Source organism: Pseudomonas sp. H3_A02, assembly GCF_054671965.1.
In genome coordinates, this window is record NZ_CP162807.1 from 4,717,742 (window position 1) to 4,731,871 (window position 14,130).

General features: G+C 62.1%; 14 protein-coding genes. 8 read left to right on the forward strand and 6 right to left on the reverse strand.

Going from position 1 to position 14,130, the window contains the following annotated elements; all coding sequences use genetic code 11:
- Window positions 1-5: 5 nt before the first annotated feature.
- Window positions 6-803 carry a 4-hydroxy-2-oxoheptanedioate aldolase gene (gene hpaI / locus AB4N80_RS20685; protein ID WP_122569443.1) on the forward strand — a complete coding sequence of 266 codons (798 nt, stop codon included), beginning with the start codon at window positions 6-8 and terminating at the stop codon, window positions 801-803.
- Window positions 804-942: 139 nt separating this feature from the next.
- Here the strand turns inward: hpaI and hpaR are convergent, their stop codons facing one another.
- From hpaR to AB4N80_RS20700, 3 genes are all read right to left on the reverse strand, one after another.
- Window positions 943-1,365: a homoprotocatechuate degradation operon regulator HpaR gene (gene hpaR, locus AB4N80_RS20690; protein WP_122569444.1), complete on the reverse strand. Its 423-nt coding sequence runs from the start codon at window positions 1,363-1,365 to the stop codon at window positions 943-945.
- 301 nt (window positions 1,366-1,666) lie between these two features.
- Entirely contained in the window at window positions 1,667-2,608 is a 942-nt protein-coding gene (locus AB4N80_RS20695; protein ID WP_122569445.1) for a p-hydroxyphenylacetate 3-hydroxylase reductase component, read from the reverse strand.
- Window positions 2,609-2,665: 57 nt separating this feature from the next.
- Window positions 2,666-3,835, reverse strand: coding sequence for a p-hydroxyphenylacetate 3-hydroxylase oxygenase component (locus AB4N80_RS20700; RefSeq protein ID WP_122569446.1), 1,170 nt, complete (start codon window positions 3,833-3,835; stop codon window positions 2,666-2,668).
- 311 nt (window positions 3,836-4,146) lie between these two features.
- Here AB4N80_RS20700 and AB4N80_RS20705 point away from each other — a divergent pair, with 311 nt between their 5' ends.
- The 6 genes from AB4N80_RS20705 to AB4N80_RS20730 all read left to right on the forward strand — a co-directional run bounded on the left by AB4N80_RS20705 (window position 4,147) and on the right by AB4N80_RS20730 (window position 9,170).
- A complete protein-coding gene (locus tag AB4N80_RS20705) occupies window positions 4,147-5,445 on the forward strand; it encodes an NAD(P)/FAD-dependent oxidoreductase (protein ID WP_122569447.1) in 1,299 nt (432 codons plus the stop codon).
- Between the two features lie 194 nt (window positions 5,446-5,639).
- A complete protein-coding gene (locus tag AB4N80_RS20710; RefSeq protein ID WP_122569448.1) occupies window positions 5,640-6,005 on the forward strand; it encodes a cupin domain-containing protein in 366 nt (121 codons plus the stop codon).
- 51 nt (window positions 6,006-6,056) lie between these two features.
- Window positions 6,057-6,716 (forward strand): helix-turn-helix domain-containing protein, encoded by a 660-nt coding sequence (locus AB4N80_RS20715; protein WP_122569449.1) that lies wholly within the window; start codon window positions 6,057-6,059, stop codon window positions 6,714-6,716.
- 79 nt (window positions 6,717-6,795) lie between these two features.
- Complete coding sequence (locus AB4N80_RS20720) at window positions 6,796-7,617, forward strand: molybdenum cofactor biosynthesis F family protein (RefSeq protein WP_122569450.1); 822 nt, start codon at window positions 6,796-6,798, stop codon at window positions 7,615-7,617.
- Complete coding sequence (locus AB4N80_RS20725; protein WP_122569451.1) at window positions 7,610-8,410, forward strand: SDR family NAD(P)-dependent oxidoreductase; 801 nt, start codon at window positions 7,610-7,612, stop codon at window positions 8,408-8,410. Before AB4N80_RS20720 ends, AB4N80_RS20725 begins: the two co-directional genes overlap by 8 nt.
- A complete protein-coding gene (locus tag AB4N80_RS20730; protein WP_122569452.1) occupies window positions 8,403-9,170 on the forward strand; it encodes an SDR family oxidoreductase in 768 nt (255 codons plus the stop codon). Before AB4N80_RS20725 ends, AB4N80_RS20730 begins: the two co-directional genes overlap by 8 nt.
- A 172-nt stretch (window positions 9,171-9,342) precedes the next feature.
- Here AB4N80_RS20730 and feaR read toward each other — a convergent pair whose 3' ends face one another.
- The 3 genes from feaR to AB4N80_RS20745 form a co-directional block, all read right to left on the reverse strand.
- Complete coding sequence (feaR, locus tag AB4N80_RS20735) at window positions 9,343-10,305, reverse strand: transcriptional regulator FeaR (protein WP_305470894.1); 963 nt, start codon at window positions 10,303-10,305, stop codon at window positions 9,343-9,345.
- Between the two features lie 123 nt (window positions 10,306-10,428).
- Window positions 10,429-11,046: a DUF3156 family protein gene (locus tag AB4N80_RS20740; RefSeq protein ID WP_163006915.1), complete on the reverse strand. Its 618-nt coding sequence runs from the start codon at window positions 11,044-11,046 to the stop codon at window positions 10,429-10,431.
- Entirely contained in the window at window positions 10,991-12,490 is a 1,500-nt protein-coding gene (locus AB4N80_RS20745) for an APC family permease (protein WP_122569454.1), read from the reverse strand. Before AB4N80_RS20745 ends, AB4N80_RS20740 begins: the two co-directional genes overlap by 56 nt.
- 292 nt (window positions 12,491-12,782) lie before the next feature.
- Here AB4N80_RS20745 and AB4N80_RS20750 point away from each other — a divergent pair, with 292 nt between their 5' ends.
- Window positions 12,783-14,111 (forward strand): alginate export family protein, encoded by a 1,329-nt coding sequence (locus tag AB4N80_RS20750; RefSeq protein ID WP_122569455.1) that lies wholly within the window; start codon window positions 12,783-12,785, stop codon window positions 14,109-14,111.
- Window positions 14,112-14,130 lie beyond the last annotated feature (19 nt).

The window sequence follows — 14,130 nt, forward strand, 5'->3', positions numbered from 1 at the left end:
GCCCCATGGACATGCCCATCAATACCTTCAAGCAACGCCTGCGCAGCGGCGAAGCGCAGATCGGCCTGTGGCTGGGATTGGCCGATGCCTACTGTGCGGAACTGGCGGCCAATGCCGGCTTCGACTGGCTGCTGATCGATGGTGAACACGCGCCCAACGACTTGCGCACCCTGCTCGGCCAGCTCCAGGCCGTGGCGCCCTACCCCAGCCAGCCGGTGATACGTCCGGTAATCGGCGACACGGCGCTGATCAAACAAGTGCTCGATATCGGCGTGCAAACCTTGCTGGTGCCGATGGTGGAAAGCGCCGATCAGGCGCGCGAACTGGTGCGCGCCATCCACTATCCGCCCCACGGTGTCCGCGGGGTCGGCAGTGCGCTGGCCCGGGCGTCGCGCTGGAACAGCATCCCCGGCTACCTCGACAAGGCCGATGAACAGATGTGCCTGCTGGTGCAGATCGAAAGCCGCGAGGGCCTGGCCAATCTGGATGCCATTGCGGCGGTGGAAGGCGTGGATGGGGTCTTCATCGGCCCGGCGGACCTGAGTGCGTCCATGGGCTTTCGCGGTAACCCCGGCCACCCGCAGGTGCAAGCGGCCATCGAAGACGCCATCGCCCGCATCCGCCAGGCTGGCAAGGCCGCCGGGATTCTCAGTGCCGATGAAAAACTGGCCCGCCGCTACATCGAACTCGGCGCGGCGTTTGTCGCCGTGGGCGTGGATACAACGGTGCTGATGCGGGGCTTGCAGACACTGGCGGCGGCGTTCAAGGACACACCAAAACCTGCGACGGGTGGTGTGTACTGATCGGTATCAAATGCCTTGTGGCAAGGGGATCTGTGGGAGCAAAGCTTGCTCGCGAAACAGGCACCTCGGTCTCTGGAAGACCGCAGCGTCTTCATCGCGGGCAAGCCTTGCTCCCACAGAAAACAACCAGCCCAGGTTCTCAGCGCCTGATCGCCTTCAGGTCATTGAGCAAGCCCAGCAACGTCTGCAGTTTTTCCTGCCCCAACTTGTCCTGCAAGCGCTGGTAATTCTCTTCCATGCTCTGGCTCATCGAATCGAAGCTCGCCTGCCCTTGCGGCGCCAGGCGCACCAGCACCCGCCGCTGGTCCTGTTCGGCCTTGCGCCGCACAACCATGCCCGCCGCTTCCATGCGCACCAACACGCCGGTCATGCTGGGCTTGAGGATGCAGGCCAGTTCGGCCAAGCGATTGATCTCCAGCTCATCGTGCTGGCTGAGAATCCGGATGACCCGCCATTGTTGTTCGGTCAAGCCATGTTGATTGAGGGAAGGTCGGAAAAAACCCATGGCCGCTTCGCGGGCCTGTAGCAGGGTCAGGGTCAAGGATTGGCGCGGCTTGGGCATGGAGTAGGTTCGCGAGAAGACTTAGTTAATGAGTTAACTAAATCTTAACAGCTTCCAACTCATGCTGGACTATCCATTCACAGAATCTGGATCAAGCGATGGCCCCTGTGGCGAGGGAGCTTGCTCCCGCTGGGCTGCGCAGCAGCCCCCGGCTCAGCTGTCATAACCCTGTGGGAGCGAGCTTGCTCGCGATAGGGGCCTGCCAGTCAACATCAACATCGACTGGTCGACCGCCATCGCGAGCAAGCTCGCTCCCACAGAAATGCATTTGCCTTACCGGGGCAGATGCCATTCATGTCGCTCAAGCGCCCTTGATCACGCCCTTGAGCACTTGCTTGAAATGTTCGACCTGTTCCTCGCTGAACTGACCGAACACCTTGTCCTGCTGTTCCTTGGCAATCGCCCAGAGCCCTTCGGTCTCATCGATACCCTTGGCGGTCAAGCGTACCCGCTCACCTTCATCGCTCACCAACCCCTTGCGCTTGAGGTTAGCCACGGCTTCTTCGATCTCGCGCACCGGCATCGCCACCTCCCGTTGCAGGTCGCACAGGTTCAGCCCGGCGTCGTTCTCCAGCACCATCAACATCCGCGCCTCACTGGTGCGCAAACCGGTGGACAACTGACGCGGCTGGTAGCTGGCCTGGTAGGCTCGCAGCGCCTGGGTCATCAGGTAGTACAAGTTGTGGCTCAAGCGTCCCTGGAAGTGACTGCTGGGAGACTGGCCCTCTTCCCGTTTGGTCATGCGCGTGTGGGGCAGCACCATCGAGTAGGCGCCCTGGTGATAGAGCAAGGGCGAGCGTCCGAAATCGTCAAAGGCCACGACCTTGCCGATCATGATCCAGTGATCGCCACCGTCGACCTGCTGGAATTTTTCACAGTGAAAACGCGCCGAGCAATCGACGAACACAGGGGCTCCGCCTTCGCCGGTCTCGAACTGGATTTGTGCGAAGCGGTCCTCCTTGGGTCGCGCGAAGTTGTTCGACAGGTCGATCTGGTCGGCGGCCAGCACGTTCACCGCAAAATGGCTGGCGGCTTCGAACACTTCGTGGCTGCTGGAGCGCTTGTCGATGCTCCACAGGATCAGTGGCGGGTCCAGGGACACCGAGTTGAAACTGTTGGCCGTCACCCCGACCTTGCGGCCATCTTCAGTGGCGGCGGTGACCACGGTCACGCCGGTGGCAAAGTTACCCAGGGCCCGGCGGAACGCGCGGGTATCGAAAGCGGTATCGCAAAGACTGGACATGCAAGACTCCCGGCCGCCTCAACGGACGGCCTCGATTATTGTTCTAAGGACAGGCGGTCAAACCATGGACGGATCGGGCTCGAGCCCCATCAGCTCACGACCGAGGATCTGCGCGCAGACGTCGTAGTCGGTGTAGGCATGGGCGCCGGTCAAGTGGGCGTCGCGGAACAGCCGTTGCAACTCGTTGTTCTCGAACCAGGCGCCGCCGCCGGCAGCCTCCATCAAGCGGTCGACGGCCTGGATGCACATCTTGGTGGCATAACCCTGGTTGGTCCGCCAGAACGCCAGGGTTTCCCGGCTGGGGTATTCGTGGCGCTCGCCATGTTCGGCGTGCTCCTGCCAGGTTTTCTCCAGGAAGGCACGGGCCGCCGCCACCTGATGGGTCGACTCGGCCAGGCGCATCAACGCCGGGGTGGCGGCACCGACGGCCGCGCCGGTGTAGGCCCGCACGCGGTTGCGGGTTTTCTCGCGAAAGACCTCCAGCATGCGCTCGGCCACGCCCAGGCTGACCGTGGAGAAACCACTGGCGAAATACGGCCGGTACGGTGAGTAGAAAATCTTGCTGTCGGGGTACAGGCCGAATCCGCCGGACTTGCCTTCCATCATGTCCTTGGCTTTCTGGATCCGGTGTTCCGGCACAAAAGCGTTGTCGATGATCAAGGTCTTGCTGCCACTGCCGCGCATACCCACCGCGAACCAGTCATCGCGAATCTCATAGTCGCTGCGTGGCAGCACCGCAAAGCAATAGTCCTGGGTGCCTTCGGCGTTTTTGCGGCGAAACCCTACGATTGCCCATTCGGCGTGATCGCAGCCGCTGCTCCAACCCATTTCACCACTGAACATCACACCGCCGTCGACTTCTTCGGTGCGGCCAAACGGTGCGATGCTGCTGCTGGCGGTGGCATCCGGGTCATCGCCCCAGATTTCCTGCTGGGCCTTGGCCGGAAACATTGCCAACTGGTGACTGTGGGTACACAACAGGCTCATGGCCCAGGCCGTGCTGGCACAGGCACCGGCCAGCAGCGCGATGCAATCGGCGAACTGCGGCAGGGAAATCTCCAGGCCACCGTACGGTTTCGGCTGGAAGGCCCGGTGCATGCCGATGCTTTTGAGCAAGGCGATATTCTCGGCAGGCACGCTACGGTCTTTCTCCGCCTGGAAGGCGTTGGCGGCAATGGCTGGCAGGAGGGGCTTGAGGTCTTCGAGCAGCGGGTTTGGCTTTTTCATGGACGGGCTCTTTTATTATTAGCGTCTGCCGATCCCGCCTTTGCCCGGCAACCCGAGGTTGCACAAACAGCGAGATCAGTGATTAAGGCCGGTCCAGTATGGGCAATCGCGGGCAGCTGAAAAATGCACCTTCCAGATCCAAGATTGTACTTTTCATGGGCCAGGTTCCGACCCCATGGCGCGCTCGGTCAAATCCTCCGGCATGGAGGATCAAGACAAGCGCCCCGCCAGGGCTCTTAATAGAGCCATCCCCTGCCATGCCCCGCGTAGGCGTGGCAACGGAGTTTCCTTTCACTTTGTCAGGTTGCGTCATGATCAATATCGAAACGCCCACCTATTACACGGCCACCAAGAAATACAACCTCAGCTTCCCCACGCTGGAACAGGACGTGGACGCCGATGTCGTGGTCATTGGCGGTGGTTTCTCCGGCATCAATACCGCCCTGGAGCTCGCCGAAAAAGGCATCACCAACATCGTGGTGCTGGAGGCGCGTTACCTGGGGTTCGGTGGCACCGGGCGCAATGGCGGGCAGATCATGGCCGGCATCGGTCATGACCTGGAAAAGATCAAGAAGGACGTGGGTGAAGACGGCCTGCGCCAGGTCTTCGAGATCAGCGACCTGGGCGCCGACATCATCAAGGATCGTATCGCCAAGTACGCTATCGATGCCGATTTCTGCCACGGTTACGGCTACATGGGCTTCAACGCCCGCCAGGAAAAGACCCTGCGAGCCTGGGAAAAAGACTTCAAGTCGATCAACAGCAAGCACGAGATCCGCTTTCTCGGCGGCTCCGACGTGCAGCAGATCATCGGTTCCAAGGCCTACGGCAGCGCGTTGCTGCACATGGGCGGCGGGCATGTGCACTCGCTGAACCTGCTGCTGGGTGAAGCCAAGGCCCTGGTCAGTCACGGGGTGCGGATTTTCGAAAACAGCCCGGCCCTGGAAGTCAGCTATGGCGAACGCATCACCGTGCGCACCGGACGCGGCTCGGTCAGGGCCAGCAAGCTGCTCTGGGCCTGCGACAGTTTCCTCAACAAGCTGGAACCGGAACTGCACCGCTCGACCATCAACACCTACGCCTTCCAGATGATGACCGAGCCGTTGTCGGACGAACTGATCCAGCGCATCAGCCCGATTCGCGGTGCCTACAGCGATATTCGTCCGGTGATCGACTATTACCGCGTCACCAACGAAAACCGCCTGCTGTTCGGTGCCGCGACGCCATTGGTGGAGCACATTCCCCTGGACCTCAAGGCTTGGAACCGGCGCCTGATGCTGAAGATCTTCCCGTACCTCAAGGACGTAAAGATCGACTTGGCCTGGGGCGGTCCGATGGCCTGCAGCCCGAACCTGTTCCCGCAGATCGGCACTCTGCCCGGCCGCAGCAACGCGTTTTTCGTCCAGGGTTACTCAGGCTTTGGCGTCACCCCGAGCCACATCATCTGCAAGGTGCTGGCCGAAGGCATGAGCGAAGGCTCGGCGCGCTACGACCTGGTCAGTTCGATCCACCGCCCGACCATCATTGGCAAAGACGCCATTCGCCCCTTGCTGCTGACCGCCGGCAAGTCCTGGCACCAGCTGTCGGGCTACTGGAACGGCCGGCGTTGATGGTCATGATGCCAGTCAAATAAGCGAAAACCCTGTGGGAGCGAGCTTGCTCGCGAAGACGGCGCAACAGTCAACCTCATACTGCCTGACCCACCGCTATCGCGAGCAAGCTCGCTCCCACAGGGGCCGAGGTTTAACGGACTGGCACTGGACACACCTCACCTTTGTTTTTTCAATCACCAGGAGTCACTGCCATGCCCCTTACCACCCTCAAAAAAGACATCCAGCTGTCCGACCTGGACGCCTGGGGTACCGTCGCCGATCTTGGTTCACAAATTCTCGAAGGCGAAGTCAAGGCCTTCGGCAAGATGACCTTCGGCGCCCCCACCGACCCGGTCAGCAGCGCCTACTTCGGTACCACCCAAGGCAAGTTCCGGATGGTCTACCCGTTCGCCGAACAAGCTACCGTGGTCACCGGTGAAGTGATCCTCACCGACGAGGCCACCGGCCAGAGCACCCGCTACAAGGCCGGCGACAGCTGGTTCGTGACCAAGGGCACACCGGTGCTGTGGGAAATCGTCAGCGAAAGTTTCGTCAAGCACTACTTCGCGGTAGTCTGACCGCACAGGGCTGCCGGTCCCACCGGCAGCCCCCTTGCGAAGGTAGCGACCATGAGCGTCATTCCTACCCAGGACATCGCCGGCCAGTGCCTGCACGCCTTCACCCAGTTGGTTCCCGTCAGCCGGGCGGCCTTCTACTGCGTGGATCGGCAGTTGCAAGCCCACGACTTCAGCCTCCATGGGATGAGCGGCGATATGCACCGCGACTACCTGGACAATTACCGCCAGTTCGACCCGCTACAGCCGCGCCACTGTGCGTCCAGCGAGCTGGCCGTCGTGCCGTTGGGCCTGGCGATGGCCCGCCAGCCGCTGCGTGACAACCATCGTTATCGCGATTTCCTGCAACGCTACGGCGTGGTCGACGTGGTGGAAGTCTTCGCCCACCGCGATGGTCAGCCCCAAGCCGCGATTTCGTTGCTGCGCACCGCCGAGCAAGGCGTCTTCACCCCTCAGCAGTTGAGCCAACTCAGCGCGTTGCAGGCCTTGCTGCAACTGGCCGTGGCCCATTTACCAACCCATGAAGATGCACTGGCCGACCTGACACCCAAGGAACGCCAGATCGCCTTGCTGCTGCGCCAAGGCGTCAGCAACAAACAATTGGCCCGAGAACTGGAGGTAGGTTTGCCGACCATCAAGACTCACCTGATCCACCTGTTCCGCAAGGTGGGTGTTAGCAGTCGCACCGAGTTGGTCAGCACACTGTTCCTTTGATCAACCATTCGGTTGATAGGCCGCCGTTGCCCGGCACCGCATGATCCGAGTGGCTAATTCAACCACCGGAGCCTTGCACATGAGCACATCTACAGACTGGATCACCGTCGGCGCCCTGGCCGATGGCTTTGCCCCCGAAGCTTTCATCCTGCCAAACCTGGCCGACCTGGACGGCAAGACGTTCACCCTGCATTTCGCCAACGGCTGGCAGATCGAGCATCGCTTCGAGCAAGACACCCTGACCTGGAACGCCGCCGATGGGCACTCCAGCGGCACCGCGACCTACCGGGCCACATCGGTACGCCCGGGCCTGTACCTGGTGGACTTCATCAAGCGCGAAGGCCAGCTGACGTCGTCGGTAAGCCTTGTGATCGATACCGCCAGCGCCGCCTTCACCGCCGTGATCGGCCGTATGCCAAGCCAGCAGGAAACCGGCGAAGGTCTCTACAGCCGGGCGTTGGCCGGCAAGCCACTGACCTCGGTTCAAGCGCAGTTCCTGCACGGCAGCCTCGATCGTCCCTGGCAGCCTGGCCTGTGCCCGCACGCACCGACCACCGAGCTGGTGGGGCTGCGCAACCTGTATCGCTACAGCCCGAGCGAAGTCTACGAACACATTTACCTCAACGACCAGTTCTACTCATGGCAGTGCCTCAAGGGCGTAGAACAAGGCCTGTGCGACACCGATCGCTGCGACACCTACAAGATCGCCGATCAGTTGTACCTGTTCGTGTGGCGGGAAAAGATCATCCCGACCCTGGGGCTGGTGCTGATCGACCTGCAGCAGCACCGCAGCGACGGCAAGATCTTCGGTTACGCCGGTGAGTCTTTCGATGAGTTTTCCAATTTCCCGGTCAGCTCCTACTGCCAGGTGCTCAATCAGACGGAGTATCCCGATGCCTGACTCACGCACCGTCGTGATCACCGGTGCCGGCACCGGCATCGGTGCCGCCTGCGCCCGCCTGTATGCCGCCGAAGGCGCCGATCTGGTGCTGATCGGTCGCCGTCGCGAGCCCCTGGAAGCACTCGCCAAGGACATCGGCGGCCTGGTGCTGGTGGGCGATGCGGCCTGTCCAAACACCTGGGACGGCTTCGTCGAGCAGATTCGCACGCATTATGGCCGTCTCGACGTGCTGCTGGCCTGTGCCGGTGGCTTGGGCATGGGCAGCGCCACCGAGACTCAGCCATCGGCCTGGGAAGCGGCCCTGCGCAGTAACCTCGACAGCGCCTTCTACAGCGCCCGGGCGTGTCTGCCACTGCTGCAGGAAAGCGCTGGCAACATCGTGCTGATCGCCTCCATCGCGTCGTTGGCGGCAGGCCCTCACGTGTGCGGCTACACCACCGCCAAACATGCGCTGCTGGGCCTCAACCGGTCCCTGGCAAGGGATTACGGGCCTCACGGCGTACGGGTCAATGCGGTCTGCCCAGGTTGGGTCCGCACACCCATGGCCGATGAAGAAATGCAGGTGTTGATGCAGTTCCATGGCGAAACGTTGCAGCAGGCCTATGACCGGGTCTGCGCCGACGTGCCGTTGCGCAGGCCGGCCAGTGCGCAGGAAATCGCCAACGTCTGCCGCTTCCTGGCCTCGCCTGATGCGTCGATCATCACCGGAGCAACGCTGGTGGCTGATGGGGGCTCCAGCATCGTCGACGTACCAACCCTGGCCTACAGCCGGATGGAGGCCAGCGATGTCTGAGGATCTGGATTTCACCGGCCAGACGGTACTGGTCACGGGCGGCGCCCAGGGCATTGGCCGGGCCATCGTCGAAGCGTTTGCCCTGCGCGGAGCCCAGGTGGTCATCGCCGACCTGGGCCTGGCCCGGGCCGAGGCAGTGGCCGACGAATTGGCCGCCGTGGGCTGTCAGGTGCAAGCCGTGGGGGTTGACCTGGCCGACGCGACGGCGATCTTCAACATGATGGCCGCGCTGGAGCAACGCTTGGGGAGGCTGGATATCCTGGTGCACAACGCCGGGTATTTTCCGCTGACGCCGTTCGCCGAAATCACCCCGGCGATACTTGAACGAACGCTGGCGGTGAACCTGTCGGCGCTGTTCTGGCTGACCCAGGCGGCGCTGCCGATGTTCCGGCGCCAGGGCCGAGGCTGCGTGCTGGTGACCTCCTCGGTCACCGGTCCGCGGGTGGCGTATCCGGGGCTCAGCCATTACGCGGCCTCCAAGGCCGGGGTCAATGGCTTCATTCGCAACGCCGCGCTGGAACTGGCGGCCGAGAATGTTCGCGTCAACGGGGTCGAACCGGGCATGATCGCCACGCCGGCCATGGCCAACCTGGGCGACGATGAAGTCAACCAGGACATCGCCCGCCGGGTGCCGCTGGGTCGATTGGGCCAACCGAGCGACATCGCCGGCGCCATGCTGTTCCTGGCGTCGAGCCTGGCCAGTTATGTGACCGGGCAGACGTTGGTGGTCGATGGGGGTTCAACCTTGCCGGAGGTTTGAACCTGAGTGGGAGGAGTCAGCTTGCGGTGAGGGTGGATGGACCACCGTCATCGCGAGCAAGCTCGCTCCCACAATTTTTTCCGAGTCGTGCAAGGCATCCGCGACCACCACAGATCCCCTGTGGGAGCGAGCTTGCTCGCGATAACGATCGTCCAGCCAGCGACGACCTTGTTCAAGCCACCCCCTGCCCCACCTGCAAACGACTGGAACGAAATTCCTTGGGCGACAGCTCGAACTGCTTCTTGAACGAACGGCTGAAATGCGCCGAATCGGTAAAGCCCCATTTGTAGGCGATCGAGGTTATGGACTCGTCCCGCAGGAACGGGTTGGTCAGGTCATCGGCGCTGCGCTTGAGCCGGGCCCGCTGGATGTAACGGCAAACGCTGTCGTCCTGCTCTTCGAACAAACGGTACAGATGGCGCACCGAAATATTCAATCGATTGGCCAGGCCCACCGGGCTGAGGCCAGGCTGGGTGAGTGATTCGTCGATGACCTTTTGCACGTAGCTGCGCAAATGGCTGCCTTGCAAGGCCACCCCTTCTTCACGGCCATCGCTCCCCGGCTCCAGGGCCGAGCCCAACAGTGAAACGAAGGCACTCTGCAAGGCTTCACCCTCGCCCGCCGCGCCCTCGCCGTCCGGTGTGTCCTTGCACAGTTGGTCCATCAATACATGCAGCATGCGTCCACAGGCCTTGCTGGACGACACCTTGCCGAAGGTCTTGGTTTCCCCGCCCAATTGCCGCGACACGTCCTGGCGAGACAAGGACAGCACCGCGTGCTCGATCAGGCCGAACGGGGTGATTTCAAGAGCGCCAACGGAATCCATCAACAGCAACTCACCGGGCGCCAACTGGATGCTCCGGCCGTGTTGGGTAATGCGGCAGTAACCGCTGCGCTGGCTGACCAGGAGGCAATCCTGGTCATCATCGTAATCCGCGTTGGGTGAGTGACGCTTGATGTTACCGGCGTTGGTGCGCAGGTTCGCGAGGGCAAGGCCACCCCGATGGACATTCGACACTTCACCAATGAACAACGCGCGATTGAAGGCCAGCTCGGTATCGAAGTGGCCGCAAGTCGCCCGCAGATCCCGGTTCCAGGTATCCAGACCGTCCTGCCCAACCTGTTGCATGCTCATGGCATTCTCCGCAATGGCTTTTTGTTTTTGTACGGCAATAGTTAACATGTTATCTATATGCACGCAACAAGTACCTGATCGCCAGAGCAGTAGCAGGAATGATGCCAGGACAGCACAACAGAATCAGAGCGTTGCCAACACCCGCTGCAGGCCGCTCAAGGTCGCCAGCAAGACGCCGCGCTGTTCGCGGCTCAACGGGATATAGCGACGAAAGGCCGGCATGCGATTGACAACTTCGCTACCGCCCATGTGCTCCAGGCGCACGCACCACTGGCTTCCCTGCAGATCGATGCGCAGCCGTTTGAAATCCAGCGGCATGAGGGCCTGATACAGCGCAGGATCCTTCTCCACAGCCGCCTGCAACCGGACCGCCAGGTCACCGCGCCCATCCCGTTGCCGGCAACGAATGCCACTGCGCCGCACAGCGCCGCCGTGGTGCAATTCCAGGCGTGCCGTGCCCTCTCGGGAAGCAGGCACGCGCAGGACGAACTCGGTCATCACCAGGTGCATCAACAACTGCGACTCGGTGCGTTCGACAATCTCCAAGCGCAAGCCGTCGTCGGTGACTGCCGTGACCATGGCCGGGCCCGCAACCTCGAATCGTGCCAATGCGAGGTTGCGCCGCAAGTGCTCCAGGGTCACCCCGGGCCGATAACCGGCCGGGGCGCGCTGGGTGCTGAACAACTCAAACAGTTTTTGCAGCAGGGTCGACAAACTCGCCCGCAGGTTGCCCTGGCTCATGGGAAAACTCCTTGGCCAGCACGTGTTCCACCGACGCCGGCTTGAATGGATTGACCTTCTGCACCACCAGGGTCCAGAACAAGGCGTACGCCGCTGTGCCGCCGAGCATCACCGCGAAAGGCACGTAGATGTCCGCCGGGTTCATGCCGGGCGGGGTGATGAACCACATGCCCAACACAATGCCGACACTGGACAGGATCTGTGGCAACGGGAACCACGGCGAGCGATAGGCCCGCGGCAGATCAGGGCGACGAATCCGCAGGCTGATCACCGACACGGTCACCAACAGGTAGGCAAAACTCCAGGCGCACACCGCGGCCAGCACCAGGTGCATGATGTTGTCGGGATTACCGCCCAGCCACAGCGCATGCAGGCAAGGAATCAGCATCGCCACCAGGATGCACAGCAACGGCGTCTTGAAGCGTGGATGCAGGTAAGTGAAGACCTTCGGCAACGCGCCGTCCACCGCCATGCCGTAGAGAATCCGCGGCACGCCGGCCATCAGGGTGTTGATGGTCGCCGCACCGGCAAACAGAAAGCCGATGCCCAGCCACATCGGGCCGATATCGCCCATGACCTGTTCGGCGAACCGTGGAATCGCCATGGGGGTGTCCAGCAGATGCACCCCGCTGGTGGCATCGAGCAGCACGTTTTCCACCTGGCGCTTCATCGCCGCGCCGTAGATGAACATGCAGGCGGCAACGCTGAACAAGCCCAGCATCATCGCCCGGGGCATGGTCCGGGCAGACTGGCGCAGGTCCGGCGCCAGCGGCGTGACGAATTCGCAGCCGACAAACATGAACATGGCCATGCCCACCAGCGACAGCACCGTGACCAGATCGGTGCCCACCACGGACGCGCCGAACCAGCCCTCCAGCTCCACCGCCGGCGCGGCGATCAGGCCCAACACGCCGAACACCATCAGGGTGGTCCACATGCCGAACGTCAGGATGATTTCGGCCCGGCCAAAGGCACTGACACCGAACGCGTTGAGCACGCCAAACACCACCACGAACCCCACGCCCAGCAACCAGGAACCGCCCGCCGATTCGGCCAGGGTGTTGAGGTGCTCGAAGTTCACCAGGGCCATGACCCCGGCCAGGATGGTCTCGGCGGTGCCGGCGAACACATGGACAATCAGGTAGGCCGACAAGGTACCGGTAATCGCGAAGAAACGGCCCATGCCACAGTTGATGTAGTCATAGACCGAGCCGGTGGTCGGGAGAATCGATGCGGCCTCGGCGAACGTCGTCGCCTGGGCCAGCATCATCACCACGGCGATCAGCATCGCCACGGCAAAGGCGCTGCCGCCGATGCCAAAGCCCATGGTCGCGGTGAGAATCACGGGGCTTGCCATGATCAGGCCAATGGTGCTGGCCAACGCGGTGGGAAAACCCACCGAACCCCGGTTCAAGTGCTCGGTGAGCCTGTCATTGATCGACATCGTGCAGATCCTCGAAAGCGGATTTTTAGTATGGATGCTACAGCCGTCCAGGAGCCGGCGATCATGCCTTCCCCAACCGGTCCCTGATCGAAACGGCGTTGCGTGCAGCCTTACTCTGCGCCGCACCCACCCTGGGCGTCTTGCCCATGTCTGCCGCCGGTTTTGTTGCTGCCTGCCAACATCGTCACACTGGCGGGCTGGATCAACTCCTTGGCAGGCAGATGAAAGACATCCCCGGGTGCCGCTCCCTTTAATACGCACTCTGCTGTCCTATCACACTGGGGAATCCACCATGGAGCACACACGCCGTACACCTTTGCTACGCAATGCCATCGGCCTGGGCATCGCCCTGCTGGTCGCCGATTCATCGGCCCAGGCTTATGAGCTTTACTCCGACGAAGACACCACCGTCACCGGCAACTTCCTGGCGGTCTATGGACTGTTCAACAGCCGCAAGAACTACGACGGCACCGCCGGTGGTTCGAGCTGGCGCGAAGGCTTCATCAAGTATGGCCTGAGTATCGACCAGACACTCGGCAGCCTGGGTAGCGTCTACGGGACGGCCAACCTGGTCAGCTCCGGCACCTGGGGCGATGGTGATGCGGCCGGCCTGAGCGACGGCTCCGAACGCACCACAAAGTTCGACGAAGCCTTTGCCGGCTGGCGCTCGGGCGACCTGTTCCCGGCACTGGGCAAGGACGGTGTCGACCTGTCCTACGGCCGTCAAGTGATCACCCTCGGCGACGGTTTCATCATCAACGACGATGGCCTGAACCTGGGCAAAGGCGTGGCCGATGGCGAGCTCAACCGAGGCGGCGCCTATTACCTGGCGGCCCGGCATGCCTTCGATAAAACCGCCGTTGTGCGCCTGGGCGGCAAGGAAGGCGTGCATGGCAGCCTGATGTGGCTCAAGTCCGACAACCGCGCCCAGGCCAACACCGAGATGGCCGCCGGCACCTTGGAATACACCGCCGCGCCTGGCACCCTCGGACTGACCTATATTCATGGCATCGATGTCGATGACCGCTACGCCAGTGACTTCCAGAAGCAGCGCGACGGCATGGACATCTACAGCCTGCGCGGCGCCGGGAATGCCGGCATAGAAAACGCCCACTTTTCCTTCGAGTACGCCTGGCAGGACAAGGACGCAGGACCGGAGAAAGCCTGGTACGCCGAAGCCGGATACACCTTCGCCGACCTGCCCTGGACGCCGGACCTGACCTATCGCTACAGCCGCTACTCCAAGGACTGGGACTCGATGTTCAATGGCCAGAACCGTGGCTATGGCACCTGGTTCCAGGGTGAAGTGTCGGGCAACTATGCCGGCCCGTTCAACAGCAACACCGCCATCCAGCACGTCGGCCTCAAGCTCAAACCGGCAGAAAACGTGACCATTGGCGCGTTGTTCTTCGACTACCAGACCCTGCACACCCGCGAAGCGCTGAACCTCGACGCGCAGGAGCTGGACCTGTACGTGGAATGGGCGGTCAATGAACACCTGATCGTCACGCCGCTGGTGGGTTTGTACAAGCCTGAGAAAGATGCGGACAACGGGGGCAATCAGGTCGGCGGCAACGGTACCAACGTCTACAGCCAGTTGGTGGTGGCGGTTCCGTTCTAGACGACTGACCGTAGGAGCT

What these genes read in the sequence shown, in the direction of transcription:
- AB4N80_RS20700 (WP_122569446.1), bottom strand. Translation starts at nt 3,835, where the DNA reads ATGAAAAAGCCAAACCCGCTGCTCGAAGACCTCAAGCCCCTCCTGCCA.
- AB4N80_RS20750 (WP_122569455.1), top strand. Translation starts at nt 12,783, where the DNA reads ATGGAGCACACACGCCGTACACCTTTGCTACGCAATGCCATCGGCCTG.
- AB4N80_RS20695 (WP_122569445.1), bottom strand. Translation starts at nt 2,608, where the DNA reads ATGTCCAGTCTTTGCGATACCGCTTTCGATACCCGCGCGTTCCGCCGG.
- AB4N80_RS20725 (WP_122569451.1), top strand. Translation starts at nt 7,610, where the DNA reads ATGCCTGACTCACGCACCGTCGTGATCACCGGTGCCGGCACCGGCATC.
- AB4N80_RS20740 (WP_163006915.1), bottom strand. Translation starts at nt 11,046, where the DNA reads ATGAGCCAGGGCAACCTGCGGGCGAGTTTGTCGACCCTGCTGCAAAAA.
- hpaR (WP_122569444.1), bottom strand. Translation starts at nt 1,365, where the DNA reads ATGCCCAAGCCGCGCCAATCCTTGACCCTGACCCTGCTACAGGCCCGC.
- feaR (WP_305470894.1), bottom strand. Translation starts at nt 10,305, where the DNA reads ATGAGCATGCAACAGGTTGGGCAGGACGGTCTGGATACCTGGAACCGG.
- AB4N80_RS20745 (WP_122569454.1), bottom strand. Translation starts at nt 12,490, where the DNA reads ATGTCGATCAATGACAGGCTCACCGAGCACTTGAACCGGGGTTCGGTG.
- AB4N80_RS20720 (WP_122569450.1), top strand. Translation starts at nt 6,796, where the DNA reads ATGAGCACATCTACAGACTGGATCACCGTCGGCGCCCTGGCCGATGGC.
- AB4N80_RS20710 (WP_122569448.1), top strand. Translation starts at nt 5,640, where the DNA reads ATGCCCCTTACCACCCTCAAAAAAGACATCCAGCTGTCCGACCTGGAC.
- AB4N80_RS20730 (WP_122569452.1), top strand. Translation starts at nt 8,403, where the DNA reads ATGTCTGAGGATCTGGATTTCACCGGCCAGACGGTACTGGTCACGGGC.
- hpaI (WP_122569443.1), top strand. Translation starts at nt 6, where the DNA reads ATGGACATGCCCATCAATACCTTCAAGCAACGCCTGCGCAGCGGCGAA.
- AB4N80_RS20705 (WP_122569447.1), top strand. Translation starts at nt 4,147, where the DNA reads ATGATCAATATCGAAACGCCCACCTATTACACGGCCACCAAGAAATAC.
- AB4N80_RS20715 (WP_122569449.1), top strand. Translation starts at nt 6,057, where the DNA reads ATGAGCGTCATTCCTACCCAGGACATCGCCGGCCAGTGCCTGCACGCC.